Annotated in this window: 15 protein-coding genes; 8 read left to right on the top strand and 7 right to left on the bottom strand. The window is 72.3% G+C overall.

Going from position 1 to position 18,940, the window contains the following annotated elements:
* Positions 1 to 44 precede the first annotated feature (44 nt).
* On the bottom strand, positions 45 to 1,286 hold the full coding sequence (locus ACTMS2_RS19735; protein ID WP_441176718.1) for an MFS transporter: 1,242 nt from the start codon (positions 1,284 to 1,286) through the stop codon (positions 45 to 47).
* On the bottom strand, positions 1,283 to 1,993 hold the full coding sequence (locus ACTMS2_RS19740) for a siderophore-interacting protein (protein ID WP_441176719.1): 711 nt from the start codon (positions 1,991 to 1,993) through the stop codon (positions 1,283 to 1,285). Before ACTMS2_RS19740 ends, ACTMS2_RS19735 begins: the two co-directional genes overlap by 4 nt.
* 98 nt (positions 1,994 to 2,091) lie before the next feature.
* Between ACTMS2_RS19740 and ACTMS2_RS19745 the strand changes: the two genes are divergently transcribed.
* Together ACTMS2_RS19745 and ACTMS2_RS19750 are read left to right on the top strand one after the other, a co-directional pair.
* Positions 2,092 to 4,161 (top strand): penicillin acylase family protein, encoded by a 2,070-nt coding sequence (locus tag ACTMS2_RS19745; protein ID WP_441176720.1) that lies wholly within the window; start codon positions 2,092 to 2,094, stop codon positions 4,159 to 4,161.
* Positions 4,158 to 4,718, top strand: a complete 561-nt coding sequence (locus tag ACTMS2_RS19750; RefSeq protein ID WP_441176721.1) for a GNAT family N-acetyltransferase — start codon at positions 4,158 to 4,160, stop codon at positions 4,716 to 4,718. Before ACTMS2_RS19745 ends, ACTMS2_RS19750 begins: the two co-directional genes overlap by 4 nt.
* A 292-nt stretch (positions 4,719 to 5,010) precedes the next feature.
* On the opposite strand, the gene ACTMS2_RS19755 is transcribed toward ACTMS2_RS19750, so the two are convergent.
* Together ACTMS2_RS19755 and ACTMS2_RS19760 are read right to left on the bottom strand one after the other, a co-directional pair.
* Complete coding sequence (locus tag ACTMS2_RS19755; protein WP_441176722.1) at positions 5,011 to 6,477, bottom strand: cellulase family glycosylhydrolase; 1,467 nt, start codon at positions 6,475 to 6,477, stop codon at positions 5,011 to 5,013.
* A 225-nt stretch (positions 6,478 to 6,702) separates the two neighbouring features.
* A complete protein-coding gene (locus tag ACTMS2_RS19760) occupies positions 6,703 to 7,938 on the bottom strand; it encodes a S8 family peptidase (protein WP_441176723.1) in 1,236 nt (411 codons plus the stop codon).
* A 269-nt stretch (positions 7,939 to 8,207) separates the two neighbouring features.
* On the opposite strand from ACTMS2_RS19760, the gene ACTMS2_RS19765 reads away from it, so the two are divergent.
* Together ACTMS2_RS19765 and ACTMS2_RS19770 are read left to right on the top strand one after the other, a co-directional pair.
* Positions 8,208 to 9,299 carry a cellulose binding domain-containing protein gene (locus ACTMS2_RS19765; protein ID WP_441176724.1) on the top strand — a complete coding sequence of 364 codons (1,092 nt, stop codon included), beginning with the start codon at positions 8,208 to 8,210 and terminating at the stop codon, positions 9,297 to 9,299.
* Between the two features lie 394 nt (positions 9,300 to 9,693).
* Entirely contained in the window at positions 9,694 to 10,560 is an 867-nt protein-coding gene (locus ACTMS2_RS19770) for a hypothetical protein (RefSeq protein WP_441176725.1), read from the top strand.
* Between the two features lie 211 nt (positions 10,561 to 10,771).
* On the opposite strand, the gene ACTMS2_RS19775 is transcribed toward ACTMS2_RS19770, so the two are convergent.
* Together ACTMS2_RS19775 and ACTMS2_RS19780 are read right to left on the bottom strand one after the other, a co-directional pair.
* Positions 10,772 to 12,412: an MDR family MFS transporter gene (locus ACTMS2_RS19775; protein ID WP_441176726.1), complete on the bottom strand. Its 1,641-nt coding sequence runs from the start codon at positions 12,410 to 12,412 to the stop codon at positions 10,772 to 10,774.
* Positions 12,409 to 12,876 carry a MarR family winged helix-turn-helix transcriptional regulator gene (locus ACTMS2_RS19780; RefSeq protein WP_441176727.1) on the bottom strand — a complete coding sequence of 156 codons (468 nt, stop codon included), beginning with the start codon at positions 12,874 to 12,876 and terminating at the stop codon, positions 12,409 to 12,411. The genes ACTMS2_RS19775 and ACTMS2_RS19780 overlap by 4 nt, the downstream gene beginning before the upstream one ends.
* Positions 12,877 to 12,985: 109 nt before the next feature.
* Between ACTMS2_RS19780 and ACTMS2_RS19785 the strand changes: the two genes are divergently transcribed.
* The 4 genes from ACTMS2_RS19785 (at position 12,986) to ACTMS2_RS19800 (ending at position 16,098) form a co-directional block, all read left to right on the top strand.
* Entirely contained in the window at positions 12,986 to 13,603 is a 618-nt protein-coding gene (locus ACTMS2_RS19785) for a TetR/AcrR family transcriptional regulator (RefSeq protein ID WP_441176729.1), read from the top strand.
* A 202-nt stretch (positions 13,604 to 13,805) separates the two neighbouring features.
* Complete coding sequence (locus ACTMS2_RS19790) at positions 13,806 to 14,474, top strand: HEAT repeat domain-containing protein (protein ID WP_441176730.1); 669 nt, start codon at positions 13,806 to 13,808, stop codon at positions 14,472 to 14,474.
* Positions 14,475 to 14,480: 6 nt separating this feature from the next.
* A complete protein-coding gene (locus tag ACTMS2_RS19795) occupies positions 14,481 to 15,485 on the top strand; it encodes a HEAT repeat domain-containing protein (RefSeq protein WP_441176731.1) in 1,005 nt (334 codons plus the stop codon).
* A 205-nt stretch (positions 15,486 to 15,690) separates the two neighbouring features.
* Positions 15,691 to 16,098, top strand: a complete 408-nt coding sequence (locus ACTMS2_RS19800) for a GNAT family N-acetyltransferase (RefSeq protein ID WP_441176732.1) — start codon at positions 15,691 to 15,693, stop codon at positions 16,096 to 16,098.
* A gap of 127 nt (positions 16,099 to 16,225) precedes the next feature.
* Here the strand turns inward: ACTMS2_RS19800 and ACTMS2_RS19805 are convergent, their stop codons facing one another.
* Positions 16,226 to 18,784 carry a glycosyl hydrolase family 18 protein gene (locus tag ACTMS2_RS19805; protein WP_441176733.1) on the bottom strand — a complete coding sequence of 853 codons (2,559 nt, stop codon included), beginning with the start codon at positions 18,782 to 18,784 and terminating at the stop codon, positions 16,226 to 16,228.
* Positions 18,785 to 18,940 lie beyond the last annotated feature (156 nt).

Raw genomic sequence — 18,940 nt, forward strand, 5'->3', positions numbered from 1 at the left:
CCTAAGGATGTGTCAACATCGCCGTCCACATTGAGCTGCATCACTCAGCCCGGCACCTTCGCCAGCTCCCGCTCGCCCGGCGTCGCACCGGATCGGTGCCGGAAGCGCCGCTGGTGCCCGAGGCCCAGCGCGACGCCGAGCGCCACCAGGACGACGGCGGCCACGGCGACCACCGGGTAGCCGAACACCTCGGCCGCCGCCAGCGCCACGGAGGCCGCCACGAAGGAGCAGACCAGCCCGAACGACGACAGCACGGTGAAGTCCGTGCCGCCCGTGCCGGGCCGGGAATAGTCCATGTTGACCGTGTAGAGCACGACGTTGGCGATCGTGTAGGCGGCCATGAAGCAGCAGAGCGCGGCAACCGTCCCGGCGAGCGGCGCCCGGCCGTTCATCAGCGGCAGCAGCATCGCCGTCGAGAGCGCGAGCGCCACTCCCCCGGCCACGAGGACGCGGCCGCGCCCGAACCGGCCGATCGCGGCCCCGGCGAGCAGACCGGCCACGATGGCCGGCAGGCTGGTCACCACGCCGGTCACCACGCCGATGCGCGCCAGGGACCAGTCCGCGTCCACCAGGGCGGGCGTCACGAGGGCGTACGTCGCGCCGGCGCCGATGTAGACCGGCGGCACCACGCCGAAGGTCCACCACCGGCAGCCGGGTTGGCCCAGCACCGACAGCAGCGCCCGGTACGCCGCGCCGGCGCTGGCGACGCGGTCGGTGCGCTCCGGTTCCCGGAACCGCCACACCACCAGCAGCCCGACGGCGGTCAGGGCGGCCAGCAGCAGGATCGCCGGCACCCAGCCGAACCGGTCGTAGACGACCACGCAGGCGCCGCCGCCGAGCAGGTTGCCGACGTAGCTCGCGGCGACCTGGATGCCGTTTCCGGTCCCCCGCGAGCGCCCGGAGAGCAGCCGGACGGCGACGGCGTCGACGGCGATGTCCTGCGTGGCGGAGAGGAACACGTACGCGACGCAGATCGCGACGACCGGGCCGAGCTGCCCGGCCGGGCGGTCGAACGGCAGCAGGGCCAGCAGGGCCAGCACCATGCCGCCCTGGAGCACCAGCAGCCAGGACCGGTAGTGGCCGCGGTGGCGGGAGCCGTACCGGTCGATCAGGGGCGCCCAGAGGAACTTGATCGGCCAGACCAGACCGACGAACTGCAACAGCGCCAGCGTGTCGAGGGAGGTGCCGCCGTCACGCAGGATGGCGGTCAGCCCGACGGTGATGAAGCCGATGCCGAGGTACTGCGTGACGTAGAGCGCGGTGAGGGTGCCGAGCCGACCCCTCACCTGGCGCTCCAGTAGGCCAGCGAGGTGAGCTGGTGCTTGCCGACGCCGAGGTTGCGTCGTACGTGCTTGGTGATGCCGCGCGTGCTGGCCGCCTCGCAGGCCACCCAGTAGTGGGCGTCCTCGGCGGCGGGCAGGGCCGCGCAGACGGTCTCGACCAGGTGCCGCCCGTCGTCGCGGCGCGGCACCCAGTTGACGTCGTGCGGGGCCGCGGCGCGCGGCGCCAGTTCCTTCTCGCCCTCGTGGGCGTACTCCAGCCACACCGTCGCCGGGACGTCGGGGGCCGCGGCGAGCAGGCTGTTCACCGCCGGGAGCGAGGCGGCGTCGCCGACCAGGTACAGGTGTCGCGGGGCGGGGTCCGGCAGGCTGAACCCGGTGCCCTGCACGGTGGCGTCGATGGTGTCACCGACCTGCGCGGCGGCGGCCCACCGGGCGGCGCATCCGTCGTGGATGGCGAACTCCAGTTCGAACCGGCCGGTCTCCGGGTCCGGGTCGACGATGGTGTACGCGCGCTGGTGCGGCTTGCCGTCGTTGTCGAACCACAGCCGTACCCACATGGTGGGGTGCACGCCGCACGCCTCCAGCAGCCCGCCGCCGTCCATGCGCAGTCGGCGGTAGTGCTCACCGACGGACTCCGTGCCGAGCACGGTCAGCCGGAAGTCACGGCCGCCCATCGCCTTGAGCACCAGGGCTTCCCAGTTTCGCTTCACGCACCCCTCCAGGTAAGGTTCGCCTCAGTTAGGGGAGGGTAGCCTAAGTTGACATTCCTGTGGCAGGTGGGCCGAGCGCCCATCCGCGAGGCGCGACGATGACCGGCATCCATCGCGACCGGTGGGGGATCCCCCACCTGCGCGCCGACGACGTCGACGGGCTCGCCCGGTTGCAGGGGCGGGTCGCCGCCCTCGACCGGGCCTGGCAGATCGAAGTGGAGCGGTGGCGCTCGGAGGGCCGGCTCGCCGAGCACGTCGGCCCCGCCGAACTGCGCTGGGACCGCTTCGCCCGCCGGGCCCGCCTCGACGACACCGCCCGGCGCTGCTTCGAGCGGCTCGCCCCCGACACCCGCCGGTGGGTCACCGCCTACGTCGACGGGGTCAACGAGGGGCTGGCCGAGGGGGCCGCGGCGGCACCGGAGTTCGCGGCGGTCGGCTGCGCCCCGGGACGGTGGCGGCCGTGGTCGCCGCTGGGGGTCTTCCTCGTCCAGCACGTGCTCTTCTCCACCTTCCCCAACAAGCTGTGGCACGCCCACGTCGCCGCCACCCTGGGCCCGGCGGCTGTCGACCTGTTCGCCGTCGAGGGGCCGGGCGGGTCCGGCAGCAACGCCTGGGCCCTGCCCGCCGACCCCGCCTCCGGCCGGGCGCCCGTCATCGCCGGCGACCCGCACCGCATCCTGGAACTGCCCGGCATCTACCAGCAGGTGCGCCTGGCCTGCCCCGAGTTCGACGTGTTCGGCTTCGCCTTCCCCGGGGTCCCGGGCCTGCCCCACTTCGGGCACGCCGGCGAGGTCGCCTGGGCCGTCACCAACGCCATGGCCGACTACCAGGACCTCTACCGGGAACGGTTGCGCCGCGACGGCGACGTGGTCCTCGTCCGCGAGGCGGACGGCTGGGCGCCGGCACTCCGGCACGTCGAGCGCGTCGAGGTCCGCGGCGGCGAGCCGGAGACCGTCGAGGTGATCGAGACGCCGCGCGGGCCCGTCGTCGACCACGACCGGGGCACCGGTGAGGCGATCAGCCTGCGCGTGCCGAGCCGGGTCGAGCAGCGCCTCGGCTTCGACGCGCTGTTGCCGCTGCTGCGGGCCCGCAGCGCCGACGACGTGGCCGACGCGCTGCGCGACTGGGTCGAACCGGTCAACAGCGTCCTCGTCGCCGACCGGCACGGGGCGGTCCGCCAGCTCGTCGCCGGGCTCGTCCCGCTGCGCGACGAGCGGTGCCGCCGCGAGCCGGTGCCCGGCGACGACGCGCGCTACGGCTGGCACGGCGGCTACGCCGGGCCGCGCCGCACCGTCGTCGACGGGCCGGCCGTCTGCGCCAACGACCGCCGCCCCGACGTGGCGGACCTCGGCACCGGCTTCGCCCCGCCGCACCGGGCCCGCCGCATCCGCGCCCTGCTCGCCGAGGGGACCCGGGCGGAGGCCGTACACATGGACACCCGGCTGGAGGCCGCGACGCTGCGGGGCGTGTTGGACCGGGTCGACCCGGGCGCGCTCAGCGGGCCGGCGCGGCGCCTGCGCGAGCGGCTGACCGCGTGGGACGGGCAGATGCGGGCCGACAGCGCCGACGCCGGCGCCTGGGCCGCCTGGCGCGCGGCCCTGGCCCGCCGCCTGTACGACCACCCCTGCCTGCGCCCGCTGCGCGACGCCCCGAGCGCGTTCGACGGCCTCTTCGCGCCGTGGACCGACCCGCTGTCGCGCATCGGCCACGCCCTGGACGGGGTGGCCACCGGGCTGCACCGCCTCGGTGGCGACGTCGGGCCGGTGGCGGCCGGCGCGCTCGAGGACGTCGCGGCGGGCGAGCCGCCGGGGCCGTGGGGCCGGCGGCACGTGCTGCACCCCGTGCACCTCGGCGTGGCGGCGGCGGTCGACGAGGCGGTACGGGGCATGCGCGAGCGGGTCGCGCTGGGCGGCGACGCCGACTGCGTGCTGGCCACGTCCAGCGTGCCCGGCGTGTCCGACGCGTGCTGGCGGGGCCCGGTGGCCCGCTACGTGTGGGACCTGACCGACCGCGCGGAGAGCCGTTGGATCGTCCCCTTCGGCGCGTCCGGGCGCCCCGGCGACCCGCACTTCGCCGACCAACTGCCACTGTGGGCCGCCGGGGAGCTGGCTCCGGTGGTCACCGACTGGCGTGAACTCACCCGAGAACCAGGAGACGCGACATCGTGACATACCAGGAGAAGATTGCCGGCTTCGGCGAGCTGTCGCTCGTCGTGCTGGACCCGAGGGCCCACGCGGAGCTGGTGCACGGCTGGGTGACCGAGCCCCGGGCGGCGTTCTGGGGCATGGGTTCGCACTCGGTCGACGAGGTGCGGGAGATCTACGAGTTCGTCGACAGCCTCGACACCCACCACGCGTACCTGATCATGCTCGACGGCACGCCGATCGGCCTGCTCCAGACGTACCAGCCGGAGGCGGATCCGGTCGGCGAGCGCTACCCCGTGCGGCCCGGCGACGTCGGGATGCATCTGCTGCTCGCCCCCGGCAGGCGCCCGCCGAAGGGCCTCACCACGGCCATCGGGCCGGCCCTGGCCCGCTTCCTGTTCGCCGATCCCACCCGACTGCGGATCGTCGTCGAGCCCGACGTCCGCAACGAGCGCGCGCTGGAGCGGCTGCGGCGGGAGGGCTTCACCTTCGCCGACGAGATCGACATGCCCGACAAGCGGGCCCAGCTGGCGTTCCTGACCCGGGAGCGGTTCGAGTCGGAGCACGCCGTACCCGCCTGAGGGTGCGCCGGCCGGTCGGTCACGCGGCTGCTGGCCGGATGGCGGATGCTCCGCGCTCCGCGCTGCGGTTGTGGTCGCCGAGCCGGTCCGCGGCGGAAGGGTCGCGCGACGCTGTCGAGCTGAGTCGTCTGTGACATCAGGCGGCTTCTGAGCCACCGAGGGCGGCGGTGAATCGTCCACGACATCAGCTCGACAGCGTCCCGCGGGTGGATCCTCCGCCGGCCGGCGCCTCGTTGGAGACGCGCACGGCGAGGCCCCGCCGGGTGCGGCGGGGCCTCGCGCGGGAACGGGATCAGGCGGTGGGGAAGTTGTCCGGCGTACGGATGCGGTCACGGATGAGGGCGCCCGACTCGGTGAGCACGCCCGGGCCGGTGTAGGTGCTCCCGGCGCAGGTGCCCGGCCGCAGCGCGGCGCTGCCCTCGGCCTTGTCCGAGTAGGTCCAGTTCGCGTAGCTGATCTTCAGGCGGTCCAGCAGGTCGATCCAGGCGTTGCTGCTGGCGACGTCCACCCCGCCGTCGCCGGTGTAGTCCACCGTGCCGAACTCGGTGACGAACAGCGGCAGCCGGGCGGCGGCCCGCTCCACCTCGGCGCGGTAGTTGTCCCGGTGCGACGCGGCGTAGAAGTGGAACGTGTACATGACGTTGGCGGCGTTCACCGGGTTGTTGATGACCTCGTTGGCGTTCGAGCCGTCGGAGACGCCCAGCGAGGACCAGCCGCGGGTGCCGACCACGACCACCGCGTCCGGGTCGTTGGCGCGGATCACCGGGATGACCTGCTCGGCGTAGCTCTTGATGGTCGCCCAGCTGACGCCGTTGGGCTCGTTGGCGATCTCGTAGATGACGTTCTTCTTGGCGGCGTTGCGGGCCGAGACGGCGGCGAAGAACGTCTTGGCCCGGTCGAGGTTGTACGTCGGGTCGCCCGGGGTCAGGGTGTGGAAGTCGATCAGCGCGTACATGCCCCGCTGTTCGGCCTCGTCGACAAGGGCGTTGACCCGGTTGGTGAACCCGGCCGGGTCGGTCTCGTAGCCGTCCTCCTGGACGTACATGGCGATGCGCAGCAGGTCGGCCCGCCAGTCGTCGGCGAGCGCGTCCAGTGAGGCGTCGTTGTAGCAGCGGGCGAACCACTGGATCCCGTGGGTGCTCATGCCCCGCAGCTGGATCGGCCGGCCGTACTGGTTGCACAGGTTGACCCCGCACACCCGCAGCTGGCCGTTGATCGCGACCGGCGTCTGCCCGCCCGGCGGTGGGGTCGTGGGCGGCGGGGTCGTGGGCGGCGGGGTCGGCGGCGGCGTGGTCGGCGGCGGCGTGGTCGGCGGCGGCGTGGTCGGTGTGGTCGCGCCGGTGCAGGCGGTGCCGTTGAAGGTGAACGCCGTCGGCGCGGGGTTGGCGGCGGTCCAGGTGCCGTTGAACCCGATGCTGGTCGACGCGCCGGTCGCCAGCGCGCCGTTCCAGCTCACGCTGCGGGCGGTGACGGCGGCGCCGGTCTGGCTCCAGGTCGCCGACCAGCCCTGGCCGACCCGCTGGCCCGCGTCGGGGAAGGCGAAGCCGAGCGTCCACCCGTCGACCGCGTCGCCGAGGTTCCTGATCGTGATGTTGGCGGTGAAGCCACCGGCCCAACTGCTGGTCGTGTAGGTGACGGCGCAACCGGTGGCGGCCTGGGCGTCGGCGGGCGGGACGGCGGCCGACGCCGCGACGGTCAGCGCGCCGACCGCGCCGGCCATGAGCAGGGTGCGCCGGGACGGGCGCGCAGGGAGCTTCATGCGGGTGCCTTCGCTTCCGAGGGGTGGTGGGGGTGCCGGCGGTCCGACGGCGGATCGTCCGGTAGGGAGGCTCGCGGACACCCTGCCCACGGGGCCGGGAGCGCTCCCATTGACGGCAGCCTAGGCGGGCCGCCCGCTCCCCGCAACATGGACGCACGTCGACATGTGCGCACGCGCCGGCCCCGGGGCGCGTACGCCCCGGGGCCGGTGTGCCGACGGTGTCGGTCAGAACGTGGGAGCCAGGTAGAGCAGGCGGTTCGGGGAACCGGTGCCCGGGCTGGTGATCACGTTCGTGGTGGCCTGGCTGACCAGGTACGAGTGCACCTGGGCGGGCGTCCAGCTCGGGTTGACGCTGAGCACCCGGGCCGCCGCGCCGGCGACGTGCGGCGAGGCCATCGAGGTGCCGCTGATGGTGTTGGTGGCGGTGTTGCTGTTGTACCAGGCCGACAGGACGCCCACGCCCGGGGCGAAGATGTCGGTGCAGGTGCCCCAGTTGGAGAACGAGGCCCGCGCGTCGTTGCTCTGCGAGGCGTTGACGGTCAGCGCCGTCGGCACGGAGGCCGGCGAGAAGTTGCAGGCGTTGGCGTTCGAGTTGCCGGAGGCCACCGCGTAGGTGATGCCGTCGGCGATCGAGTTCGCCACCGCGGTGTTCAGGGAGGCGTTGGTGGCGCCGCCGAGGCTCATGTTCGCCACGGCCGGCTGGCCCGCCTGGTGGTTCGAGGTCACCCAGTTGATGCCGGCGATGACCTGCGCCCAGGTGCCGCTGCCCTGGCAGTTGAGCACCCGCACGCCCACCAGCCGGACGTTCTTCGCCACGCCGTAGGTGTTGCCACCGACGGTGCCCGCGACGTGCGTGCCGTGGCCGTTGCAGTCGGCGGCCGGCAGCGCGTTGTCGATCGCGTCGTAGCCGTCGACGGCCTGACCGGCGAAGTCGTTGTGGCTGGTCCGGATGCCGGTGTCGATGATGTACGCCGTCACGCCGGTGCCGCTGCTGTTGTAGGTGTAGGTGCGGCTGAGCGGGAGGGGCCGCTGGTCGATGCGGTCCAGACCCCACGGCGGGTTGCTCTGGGTGGCCGCGAGCGACACGGCGTGGTTCTGCTCGACGTAGTCGACGGCGGGGTGCGCGGCGAGGCGCTTGGCGGCCCGCTCGGAGAGCTTCACCTCGAAGCCGTTGAGCGCGTCACCGTAGACGTGCCCGACGCTGCCGCCGAAGCGGGCGGCGAGCGAGCCGGCGGTGCTCTTCACCTCGCCCTGCCGGGTGCCGGCACGACCGCCGACGCTGGTGTCCTTGAGTACCACGATGTAGCTGTCGGCTACGGCGGTCGCGCCACCGGCGCTGAGGATCTCGCCGGTGGCCGAGGCCGCCGCCGGGGCGCCGAGCATGGTGGTGACCATGGCGGCGCTGGCGAACACGCTGGCCGCAGCGGCGAGGGTACGCCGATGAGTGCGAGGGAGTGTCATCTCCCGGTCCTCCTACTGTGGTGGCCCCCGGGTGGCTCGTGGCGCACCCGACGAGCGGTCTGGACGATGAGCAAACCTTAGCCGCCACATTCATGATCGTAAATTTTGTTGATGTTCACGATGTGAGGACGATGTTGAGAAAAGAATTCGTGAATGTCTTGCGTGAGGCGAGATTCCATTGAGATGCGTCAACTTTGCTGGTTGACTGCCCCAGGGAGCACCGGGCCGTCACACCTCGCACCTCGACCTGTGACAGGAGTTCCTCCACCATGCTCCGAAGGCCCTTGCTCCATGCCCTGCTCGCCGCGCTGGCGGCGATCCCCCTCGCCCTCGTCGTCGGGTTCACCGCCCCCTCCCCCGCCCTGCCGGCGGCCGCCGCACCGGTACGGGTGATGCCGCTGGGCGACTCGATCACCGGCTCGCCCGGCTGCTGGCGCTCCGTGCTCTGGAACCGCCTCCAGGCCACCGGCCACACCGACGTCGACTTCGTCGGGACGCTCGGCCCGCAGGGCTGCGGCCAGCCCCACGACGGCGACAACGAGGGACACGGGGGCTACCTGGTGACCACCGTGGCCAACCAGAACCTGCTGCCGGGCTGGCTCGCCGCCACCCGGCCCGACATCGTCCTGATGCACTTCGGCACCAACGACGTGTGGAGTGCGGTCGCGCCCGCCACGATCCTCGCCGCGTACGGCCGGCTGGTGGCGCAGATGCGGGCCAGCAACCCGGCGATGAAGGTCCTCGTCGCGAAGATCATCCCCATGGCGCCGCCCACGTGCCCGGAGTGCGGCCAGCGGGTGGTGGCCCTCAACGACGCGATCGACGGCTGGGCGGCGACGATCTCCACCCCGGCCTCGCCGGTGGTGGTGGTGGACCAGTGGACCGGTTTCAGTACGGCCACCGACACCTACGACGGCGTGCACCCGAACGCGTCGGGCGACCGGAAGATGGCCGACCGGTGGTATCCGGCGCTGACCGAGGCGCTGGGCGGTGTCACCCCGACGCCCACCGCCAGCCCGACGCCCACCAGCCCCTCGCCCACACCCAGCGGCCCGGCCACCGGCTGCACCGCGAGCTACCGGGTGGTGGGCCAGTGGCAGGGCGGCTACCAGGGCGAGGTGACCGTACGCAACTCCGGCGCCACGCCGGCCTCCGGCTGGACCGTCCGCTTCACCCTCTCCGACGGCCAGCGGATCACCCAGTCCTGGAACGCCCGGCTGACCCAGAGCGGGGCGGAGGTGACCGCCGGTGACGTCGACTGGAACGGCGACCTCGCTCCCGGCGCGCAGGCCACCTTCGGCTTCCTCGCCACCACCTCCGGGGGCGCCGGCACGGGGCCGGTGAGCTGCACGGCCACCTGACCCGTACGCACCGGCCAGGGGCGGTCCGGACACCGCGGAAGGCGTCCGGCCACCCTGGCGGGGCGGGGGCGGCACCGGTGTCGCCCACATCTCGGCCCGATCGCGAGTGATCTTCGTCACACATCCGAACTCGACGTGCCGGCGGCCCGCACTCCCGGCCGCACAACGGAATTCCCTTCCGGCGGCCCGGATCCACGCCGTCGACAAATCCGGGGCGATCCGGCCTCTCTGCACGTACCGAGCCGTAACTCGTACGCAGAGTCACCTGCGGTGCCGTCGACGTGGGATGGCGACTCCCCACGGGTTCAGCCGCCCGTCGTCGCAATTTGCGGCGCTCACTACCCTGATCCTTGATCCCGTGCCTGGGCACACGTCGACAGCGATAGGGCTTCACATGAGCGACAGTTACCCTCCGTACGGAGGGCAGCAGCCGGACCCGAACGTCACCCCCTGGAGCGGGCCGCCGGCCCCGCAGCAGGGCGGGTACCCGGGATACGGGCAGCCAGCGCAGGCGCCGCAGTTCGGCGCTCCCTTCCCGCCGCCGAAGAAGTCGAACAAGGGCCTGATCATCGGGCTGGTCGCCGGCGCGGTGGTCCTCGTGCTCGCCATCTGCGGCGCGGGCATCGGCCTCATCCTGGTCAACGGTGACGACGACGAGCCCACCACGGTCGCGACCGCCGGCCCCACCGCCGGCCCGGGTGCCAGCGGCACCCCGGGCACCGACGCCTCCCCCACGCCGGGGCAGCAGGAGACGCAGGAGCCGAACAACAACGCGGTGACCGCCCGCTACTCCAGCGACCTGTCGAACGTCTGCGAGGGCGGCCAGATCCTGAACGCGGCCCCCTACAACGGCCCGACCGGCGCCAAGGCGTACACGTTCTCGAACAACCCCGACCGGCCGAACTTCTGGTCGACGAAGTCGGTCGCCTCGAACAAGCCCTACTACGCCAAGAGCGCCGACTTCGAGACGGTGTCGGTGGTCGGCTGCCTGAAGTTCGTGGAAGGCAGTGAGGGCGCGCCGAAGAAGTGCCAGTACAAGGACAGCGCGGGCAAGCAGGTCACCATCGACTACATCTCGTCGCGCTACACCCTGACCTTCTACGCCGCGAAGACCGGCGAGAAGATCGGCGACGGCGGCACCATCACCGCCCCGGCGGCGCGCTGCCCGAGCTTCATCTCGTACAACAAGACCACCATGAAGTCGCACGCGGCGCCGGACTCCGGCAGCATCGAGGCCGCCCTGGACAAGTTCCTGTCCTGAGCGGTCCGCGCACGGTGTGGGGAGGGACGCGGCGCCGTCCCTCCCCACCGTCGTCTTCCACGGGGCGGTCCGGCGCTCCGTCCGCCTGAAACGGCCCGCCCGCCGACACTCCGGATCGTCCCTCGCTGGGCGTCCCAGCCGCCCGAAAGGACTCGGGGCCGCCACCGTCTTCCGACGGTGGCGGCCCCGAGTCGTACGCGCGGCGGGCCCGTCAGCGGCGGGCCGGCACCTCGCGTACGGGGGCGTCCCCGGTCACCTGGTCGAAGGCGGGAGCGCCGTCGACGGCGTCGGCGCCCACGGCCGCCGACCTGGCCGGGTCGGGCAGGTCCAGGCTGCTGCGCAGGCCGACCGGCTTCAGCAGGACCGCGGCGATGACGCCGACGACGGCGATGGCGGCGGAGATGAGGAAGATGTGGCCGGTCGCGTCCCCGTACGCCGCGCGCACGATCTGCTGGACGGCGGCGGGCATGGCGTCGAGGTTCAGGCTGCCGGCTCCCGCGCTGCCGGAGGTGGGGATGCCGGCGGCGGAGAGGTCTGTGGTGATCTGGTCGGTGACCCGCCGGGCGAGGACCGCGCCGAGCACCGAGACGCCGATGGTGCCGCCGAGCGAGCGGAAGAACGCGACGGTCGAGCTGGCCGCGCCGATGTCCCGCAGCGAGACGGTGTTCTGCACCGCGAGCACGAGGTTCTGCATCGTCATGCCGACCCCGACGCCGACGATGAACATGGCCGCGCCGACCAGCACCAGCGAGGTCTCGTGGTCGATGGTGCCGAGCAGGGCGAACCCGATGACGAGCACGATCGCGCCGAAGACGATGTACGGCTTGATCTTCCCGGTCTTCGTGATCAGCCGGCCGGCGATGATCGACGAGCCGAGGACGCCGGCCATCATCGGGATGGTGAGCAGCCCGGCTTCCGTGGGGCTGTAGCCACGGCCGATCTGGAAGTACTGCCCGAGGAAGACGGCGCCGCCGAACATCGCCATGCCGACCGCCAGACTGCCCAGGATGGCCAGGGCGGTGGTCCGCTGCCGGACGAGGTCGAGCGGGACGACCGGCTCCTCGGCCCGGGACTCCACCCGCACGGCCAGGGCGAGCAGAGCCACCGAGCCGCCCACCATGGCGGCCGACTGCCAGGAGAGCCAGGCGAACGAGTCGTCGACGAAGGAGATCCAGATGAGCAGCACGCTGACGCCGGCGGCGATCAGGGCCGCGCCCAGATAGTCGATCTTGACGTTCTCGCGGCGGGCCGTCGGCAGGCGCAGGGTGAACTGGAGCAGGACCAGCGCGATGGCGGCGACGGGGACCCCGACGAAGAAGCACCAGCGCCAGCCGAGCCAGGACGTGTCGACGATGAGCCCGCCCAGCAGCGGACCACCGACCGTCGCCACCGCCATGACGCCGCCGAGGTAGCCGTTGTACCGGCCGCGCTCCCGGGGCGGGATCATCGCGGCGATGGCGACCTGGACGAGGGCCTGGAGGCCCCCGACGCCGATGCCCTGGAACGCACGGGCGGCGATGAGCTGGCCGGCGGTCTGGGCGAAGCCGGCGATCACCGAGCCGACCAGGAAGACGACGATGGCGATCTGGACCAGCAGCTTCTTGTTGAACAGGTCGGCGAGCTTGCCCCAGATCGGGGTGGTCGCGGTCGCGGTGAGCAGGGTGGCGGTGACCACCCAGGTGTACTGGGTCTGCGACCCGTCCAACGCTCCGATGATCTTCGGCAGCGCCGTCGAGACGACGGTGCCGCTGAGCATCGCGACGAACAGCACCAGCAGCAGGCCGCTGAGGGCCTCCAGCGTCTGCCGGTGTGTCATCGGCGCGTCGCCGGCCGTGGTGGTGGGTGCGCTCATCGCGCGGCCTCCAGGTTGTTGTGGTGTCCGAGGGCGGTCTCGACGTCGCGGGTGAACCGGCCGAGCGCGGCGGCGAACGCCGCCACCTCCGTCGGGGTCCAGTCGGCGAGCGCGGTGTCGAGGATCCGGCCGTACCAGTCGTAGGTGTCGGTCAGGGCGGCCCGCCCGGCCGGGGTGACGGTCAGCAGGCTCGCCCGCTTGTCGGCGGGGTCGGCGCGCCGCTCGACCAGCCCGTGGCTGACGAGCGAGGCGATGGAGCGGCTGACGGTCGACGGGTCCAGTCCGCTGCGGGCCGCCAACTCGCGGGCGTGACAGTCGGCGGGCAGCCGTTCGATCTGCATGAGGAGACCGGCCAGGCCGATCGGCACGGCCGGCCGGACGTCGGCCCGGTGCCGCCTGATCAGCCGCACGCTCCGGACCAGCTCCGACAGCCTCGTACCGAGTTCGCGACCGGCGTTCTCCACGCTGCCCTCCCCTGACGCAGATGGTTGCCGCACACAAGCATCTGCCGATCTTGCCCAGAGTGCAACTTTGCGCGATGAGAACTGAATCACGGACCCGTAGGCTGTCGCCATGGAGGAGACCACCGGGCTGCGGGAACGCAAGAAGGCGGCCACCCGCCTCGCCCTGCACGAGGCGGCCCTGCGCCTCGCCACCGAGCACGGGCTCGACCGCGTCACCGTGGAGGCCGTCGCCGACGCCGCGAACGTCTCGCGCCGGACGTTCTCCAACTACTTCTCCAGCAAGGAGGAGGCGGTCTTCCACGGCGACGCGGTGCGGCTGCGCCGGCTGCTGGAACTGGTCCGCCGCCAGCCGGCCGACGCGCCGCCGTGGGCCGCGCTCAGCGGGGCCGCCGAGCGCCTCGCCGTCGAGGCGTACGGCAACGCCCCGCCCTCCTGGCTGGTCCACCGCCGTCAGCTACGCGGACACCCGGGCCTCGTCGCGCACCAGGTCGCGGCCTACACCGCCATCGAGCGCGAACTCGCCGACGACATCGCCCACCGGCTGACGGGCCTCGACCGGGTGCTGCGGTCCCGGGTCCTCGCGGCGACCTTCCTGGCGTCGCTGCGCGTCGCCATCCAGCACTGGATCGACCACCCCGACGGCCCGCTGCTCGACGTCCTGCGGACGGCGCTCGCCGAGGCCACCTCCGCCCGGCCCGGCGTCCCCACCCCGCAGACGGCCGGCTGACGCCCGGCAGGAGGCCGGGCGGCTCCAGGGTGGCCGGGGCCATGGTCCGCCGCCACGCCGCCGCGTACCCGCCGGCGTCGGCACGGGATGGGCCGCGAGGTCGGTCGGCACCGGACTCGCCGCCCCGGCCGGTTCACGGCGCGGCGCCGCTTGACCTTGACACGGTGACAAGGTCTCCACTGTTGCCAAGGAGGTGGTCCCAATGACCATGCCGGACGAGGGCACGAACGCCTTGCGGGCTCTCCGCGCGCTGGAGAACACCAATTCGTCGGTGCGGCTACGGGCAGCGCTGGCGGTCGGCACGACCCCGGACCCGTGGTTCATCGACAAGCTCATCGAACGATGCGCGATCGAGCCCGAGTTCCACGTGCGCGAAATGCTCACCTGGGCCCTCACCCGCCACTCGTCGTCGATGACGGTCCCGAGACTCGTCGATGAGCTCCGCTCGGAGCGTGCGCAGGCACGAAGCCAGGCGTTGCACACCCTGTCCAAGATCGGGGATCGGCAAGCGTGGCCGGCGATCACACGAGCGCTGCTGACCGACGCCGACGACGAGGTGGCGCGCAGCGCCTGGCGGGCAGCGGTCGTACTCGTGCCCGAAGGTGACGAAGCCGAGTTGGCCGGAGTGCTGGCGACACAGCTCGGGCGCGGCGAGCAGGGCACACGGTTGAGCCTCAGCCGGGCGCTGACCGCGCTCGGCGAGGTGATCATGCCGACCCTGCGCACGGCGATGACGGATGCCGACCCGCGCGTACGTCAGCACGCGAGCGCCACGGAACGGCTGCTGCGCGACCCGGATGCCGGATTCGAGTTCGCGTTCGAGGAGGCGAAACGCATCGTGGCCCTCGGCACGACCGGCCAGGAGGGGTGACAGGCGGTGTTGATCGGTGAGGTGGCACGACGGTCCGGGGTCAGCGCCCGCATGCTCAGGCACTACGAGTCGCTCGGCCTGCTGCGGCCGACGGGTCGTACCGGGGCCGGCTATCGGGAGTACGCCAGCGACGACATCCGGCGAATCTTCCATATCGAGAGCCTGCGGTCGTTGGGGCTGTCGCTGCGTGAAGTCGGGCGCGCGCTGGATGATCCCGGCTTCACGCCCTCGGACCTCGTCGGCGACCTGATCCGCCAGGCGCGAGAACGCATCGCGTATGAGACGGAGCTGCTCACGCGACTCCGTCGGATCGGTGCCGCGGAACCCGCCGGTTGGGAGGACGTCCTCCAGATCGTGGCGCTCCTCCAGGCGTTGGTGTCGGAGAGCGCCGGGAAGCGTCAGCGCGCGGCCCTGTCCTCGGTCAGGGAGGTTCCGGTGCCGGTGGAGGCTCTGGTCGAGGCAGCGTTGAGCGAGACGGACCCGAACGTCGCCGGAGCCCTCCGATGGGCTCTGGCGCGCTCGGGCGATGGCGGACTGGCACTGCTGGCGGAGGGCCTCGGCTCGCCGACAGCCGAGGTGCGGCAACGTGCCGTCCAGTCCATCGCCGAGATTCCGAACGGTGCGGCGACCGCCCTGCTGCGGGACGCCCTCACCAACTCCGACCTCGCCGTCCGCAGGTGTGCGGCTCTGGCGCTCGGGGCCCGTGGGGTGGCCGACGCGGTCCCCACACTCATCGACATGATCGTCGAGCAGGCGAACGACGCCGATGCGGCGGATGCACTGAGCGCGCTGGCGAGTGATCCCGCGTTGGCGGATCAGATCGCCACCGGGCTCGTCGACCGCCTCGCTCACGGCGCCGTCGAATCGTCTGCACGTCGACGGCTGACACAGGCGCTCGCGGACATCCCGGGGACCACGACGTCACGCGCCCTCGCAGCTCTGGCACGGGACGAAGACCGTGCCGTCGCGCTCACCGCGACATACGTCCTCCAGCTACGCAACACGCCTTGACGGATCTTTCCCCGGAGTGAGCTCTCCCCCTGGCCGGAGGCCGGGGTTGCACGCTGTGCGGGTGTGCAGCGTCACCGGGCACCAGCCACCACCAAGCGGAACTGACGGTACGCACGAAGCCCCGTTCCTCGCCACGACGCGCTGCTGGCCGGCATGCCCCTCAAGGAGGTCAGTCCATGCCAGGACGTGCCGGTAGTGTGCCAACGTGTCGATCGAGATGGTGTCGCGCTTCCCTGTCGATGACGTGGAGCTCAGTGCTCTTCATGCCCGGGCCTTCGGTGGCGCGGTCGGGCAGGTGACGCCGTGGGCCGAGCGGCTGGAGCGGCACGCGCTGACGTGGGTGGGTGCCTTCGACGCCGGTCGCCTGGTGGGCTTCGTGCAGGTCTGCTGGGACGGCGGGGCGCACGCCTTCCTGCTCGACACCGCGGTGGACCCCGGATCGCAGCACCGGGGAATCGGCGCGGGCCTGGTTCGGGCCGCGGTCGACGACGCTGCGACTGCGGGCTGCGAGTGGCTGCACGTCGACTATGAGGCGCACCTGGAGCCGTTCTACCTTGATCGGTGCGGGTTCCGCCCCACATCGGCAGGCCTGCTGCACCTCGCTGGGCGTTGACGCGCCGAGGGGACGTGGTGACCCGGCGGCTCATCGAGATGACGTAGCACGGCCACGGACCGCCTCCACCGGTACGCCGTCGCCGCTCGGGCGGGGCCGCCGCTCACCGGCGACCCCGCCCTTGGGTTCAGCAGGGACCGTTGTCGGTCCAGACGCCCTGTGCGTCGGCTCCCGGCACGTCGCCCCGGGTCCACCACCTCGCGGTCCACCGGTGCCGGTCGTGGGAGACCACCGCGCCGCCGGAGTACGCGGTACCCGCCGACCAGGCCGGCACGGTGCAGGCACCGCCGGTCGGGGTCGGGCCGACGGTCGGGGACGCGGTGGGCGAGGTCGTCGGGGACGGCGTCGCGGCGCACGCCCCCTCGTCGGCCCAGACGGCCGCGCTGCCCGGGGTGTCACCCTGGGTCCACCACTTCGCACTCCAGGTACGCCCGGCGTGGGACACCCGCGCGCCACCGGAGTACGCCGTGCCCGCCGACCAGGCCGGCGCGGTGCACGTCCCGCCGCCCGGCGGGGTGGAGCCGCTCGGGCTGGGCGTCGGGTCGACCGGCACGGCCCCACGGGCCTGGTCGCTGGCCAGCGAGTACGTCTGCCCGCCGAAGCTGAGGGTGAAGTTGGCCGGTCCGGAGATCGGCAGCTGGTAGTTGAGGGTCACCTCCGCGTACGCGCCCGGGGCGATGGCGGCCGGTACGGTGAGCCGCACCCGGTTGTAGTCGCCCCTGAGCCCGCCGACGTTGCTGCCGGTGTGCCCCGTGGACACGGTGGTCAGGGCCCAGCCGGACTGCTGGGTGAGGGTCGGTGTGGTGGTCGGGTAGTCGAACTCCAGCTGCGCGCCGGCCGGGATCGGGCTGCCGGTGTTGTTGGTGAGCCGCAGTTCGGGGTTGATCGGGTAGTTGTTGTCGCCGAGGGCGAAGCCCCCGACCGTGGCGGTCACGTCGATGGTCCGGGTCGGCAGGGTGACGGCGGCGCGACGGGCACCGTACGCGGGCGCCGTCCGGAACTTGTCGTAGAGCAGGGTGGTGAGCGTCTCGCCCATGCCGTACTGGCCCTTGGCCTGGTCGTACGCGTAGTCGCCGGCGAGTTCCCAGATCATCACGCCGCCGATGCCCTTGTCCACCACGTAGTCCGCCTTGGCGCCGAGGGACTGCTCGTCCTCGGTGGAGAGGAAGACGCCCTTCTGCGCGTTCCACAGCCAGGGCGCGACCAGCGCGGCGGAGTAGTGGCGGGCGTAGCTGCCGCTGATCCGGTCGGTCGGGTCGGTGGCCGGCGTGAGGCCGTACGCGGACAGGTAGTCCGGGGTGATGCCGCGTTCCAGGTTCTTGGCGTGCCACATCGGGTTGGCCCCGGCGGGCACCTCCCCGCCGGCGTCGTCCAGGTCGTGCCAGAGGTTGTCGATGCCGACCGCCCCGTTCCCGCAGGGGGTGGTGGAGCCGATCGAGGTGCCGGTGCCCGGCGGGCACTTGCTCTGGTCGGGCAGGGCGGCGCGGCCCCACAGCCCGTTGGTGCCGCCGGTGACGCCCTGCCAGCCCCGCGTGTAGTAGGGGACGCCGATGTTGACCCGCCCGCTGGGCAGCGCGCCACGGAAGTAGTGGTAGGCCCAGTCGGTGTTCAGGTAGCCGATGTTGCCGTACGCGCCGTAGACGCCGCCGGCGGCCAGCTCGGCGTCGTCGCCGTTGTCGTAGAGGGCCGCGTTCGGGCCGACGTGGTGGTTCCAGGACCCGTGCAGGTCGTACGACATGATGTTGACGTAGTCGAGGTACCGCAGCGCCTGCGAGGACTCCATCCCCCGCAGCAGCCAGCCCGAGGCGGGCGCGGCCACCGTGAGCAGGTAGTGCTTGCCGTCCGTGGCGGCAGCCGCGTCGAGCTTCTCCCGCAACGTCTTCATCAGCACCTGGTAGGAGGCGTTGAGCCCGGCCCGCTTGGCGTCCGCCTGCGCGAAGTCCAGCGGGTTGCCGGCCTTGTTGTTGGAGGTGGGGTACTCGTAGTCGATGTCCACCCCGTCGAAGCCGTAGGTACGCAGGAAGGCGACCACGGAGTCGGCGAAGGTGGCGATGCCGGCGGTGTTGACGGTGTTGCTGCCGGTGGTGGTCATCCGGTAGAAGCCGCCGGCGTCGACCCGGTCGCCGTTATCGTCGAAGTAGCCGCCGGTCTCGGCCCAGCCGCCGACGCTGATCAACGTACGGACGTTCGGGTTCTGCTTCTTGTACTTGTTGAGCAGGTTGAAGTGCCCGGTGTAGGCGTACTGCGGATCCATCTCGGCGCCGGCGACGCCCGGCCAGGTCATGTTGGTGGCCGGGTTGTCCGCCGCCGTCGGGTTGCCGACCGAGATCTTGTTGGCCGCGTCGACGTGGGCGAAGGCGTAGTTGATGTGGGTGACCTTGCCCCAGGGGATCTGGTTGGCCAGGTACGCCGGCGAGCCGTTGCGTCCGGTGCGCCAACTGGTGAAGTAGCCGATGATGCGCCGGGAATGGTCGGCTCCCAGCTTCTCCCGGCCGTCGGTGTCGTAGACGGTGCAGTACGGCACCGCCACGCCTGGCGTCCGGTACAGCCCGTCCGGGCGGCACGCCTCGTCCTGCCCGACGGAGGAATGTGCGGCGGGGGCCACGGTCAGCGCCGTCGCCACGGCCAGCAGAGCGACCGCGCCCCCGACGAGGAGCTTGCTCAACGGCTTCCGCAACGCGTCCACCTCCAATTCTAAAGAAACTTTACTATTTACGGTCCTGAATGTATACCTGTCCCTGGCCCCTCGGCGCAAGGGCGCGGCACGGCCGTACGGTCGTTCGTGGGCGGGGCCCCGGATGGCCGGATGTGCGGTGCGGCCGTCCTTGTGGCCCTCGGCAGG

This window comes from Micromonospora sp. SD12, from assembly GCF_052068495.1.
In the GTDB taxonomy this organism is placed as follows: Bacteria; Actinomycetota; Actinomycetes; order Mycobacteriales; family Micromonosporaceae; genus Micromonospora; species Micromonospora echinofusca.

Bases quoted from the DNA above. Each gene is read 5' to 3' on its own strand.
- ACTMS2_RS19790 (WP_441176730.1), top strand. From the start codon at position 13,806: ATGACCATGCCGGACGAGGGCACGAACGCCTTGCGGGCTCTCCGCGCG.
- ACTMS2_RS19760 (WP_441176723.1), bottom strand. From the start codon at position 7,938: ATGACACTCCCTCGCACTCATCGGCGTACCCTCGCCGCTGCGGCCAGC.
- ACTMS2_RS19765 (WP_441176724.1), top strand. From the start codon at position 8,208: ATGCTCCGAAGGCCCTTGCTCCATGCCCTGCTCGCCGCGCTGGCGGCG.
- ACTMS2_RS19770 (WP_441176725.1), top strand. From the start codon at position 9,694: ATGAGCGACAGTTACCCTCCGTACGGAGGGCAGCAGCCGGACCCGAAC.
- ACTMS2_RS19775 (WP_441176726.1), bottom strand. From the start codon at position 12,412: ATGAGCGCACCCACCACCACGGCCGGCGACGCGCCGATGACACACCGG.
- ACTMS2_RS19745 (WP_441176720.1), top strand. From the start codon at position 2,092: ATGACCGGCATCCATCGCGACCGGTGGGGGATCCCCCACCTGCGCGCC.
- ACTMS2_RS19755 (WP_441176722.1), bottom strand. From the start codon at position 6,477: ATGAAGCTCCCTGCGCGCCCGTCCCGGCGCACCCTGCTCATGGCCGGC.
- ACTMS2_RS19785 (WP_441176729.1), top strand. From the start codon at position 12,986: ATGGAGGAGACCACCGGGCTGCGGGAACGCAAGAAGGCGGCCACCCGC.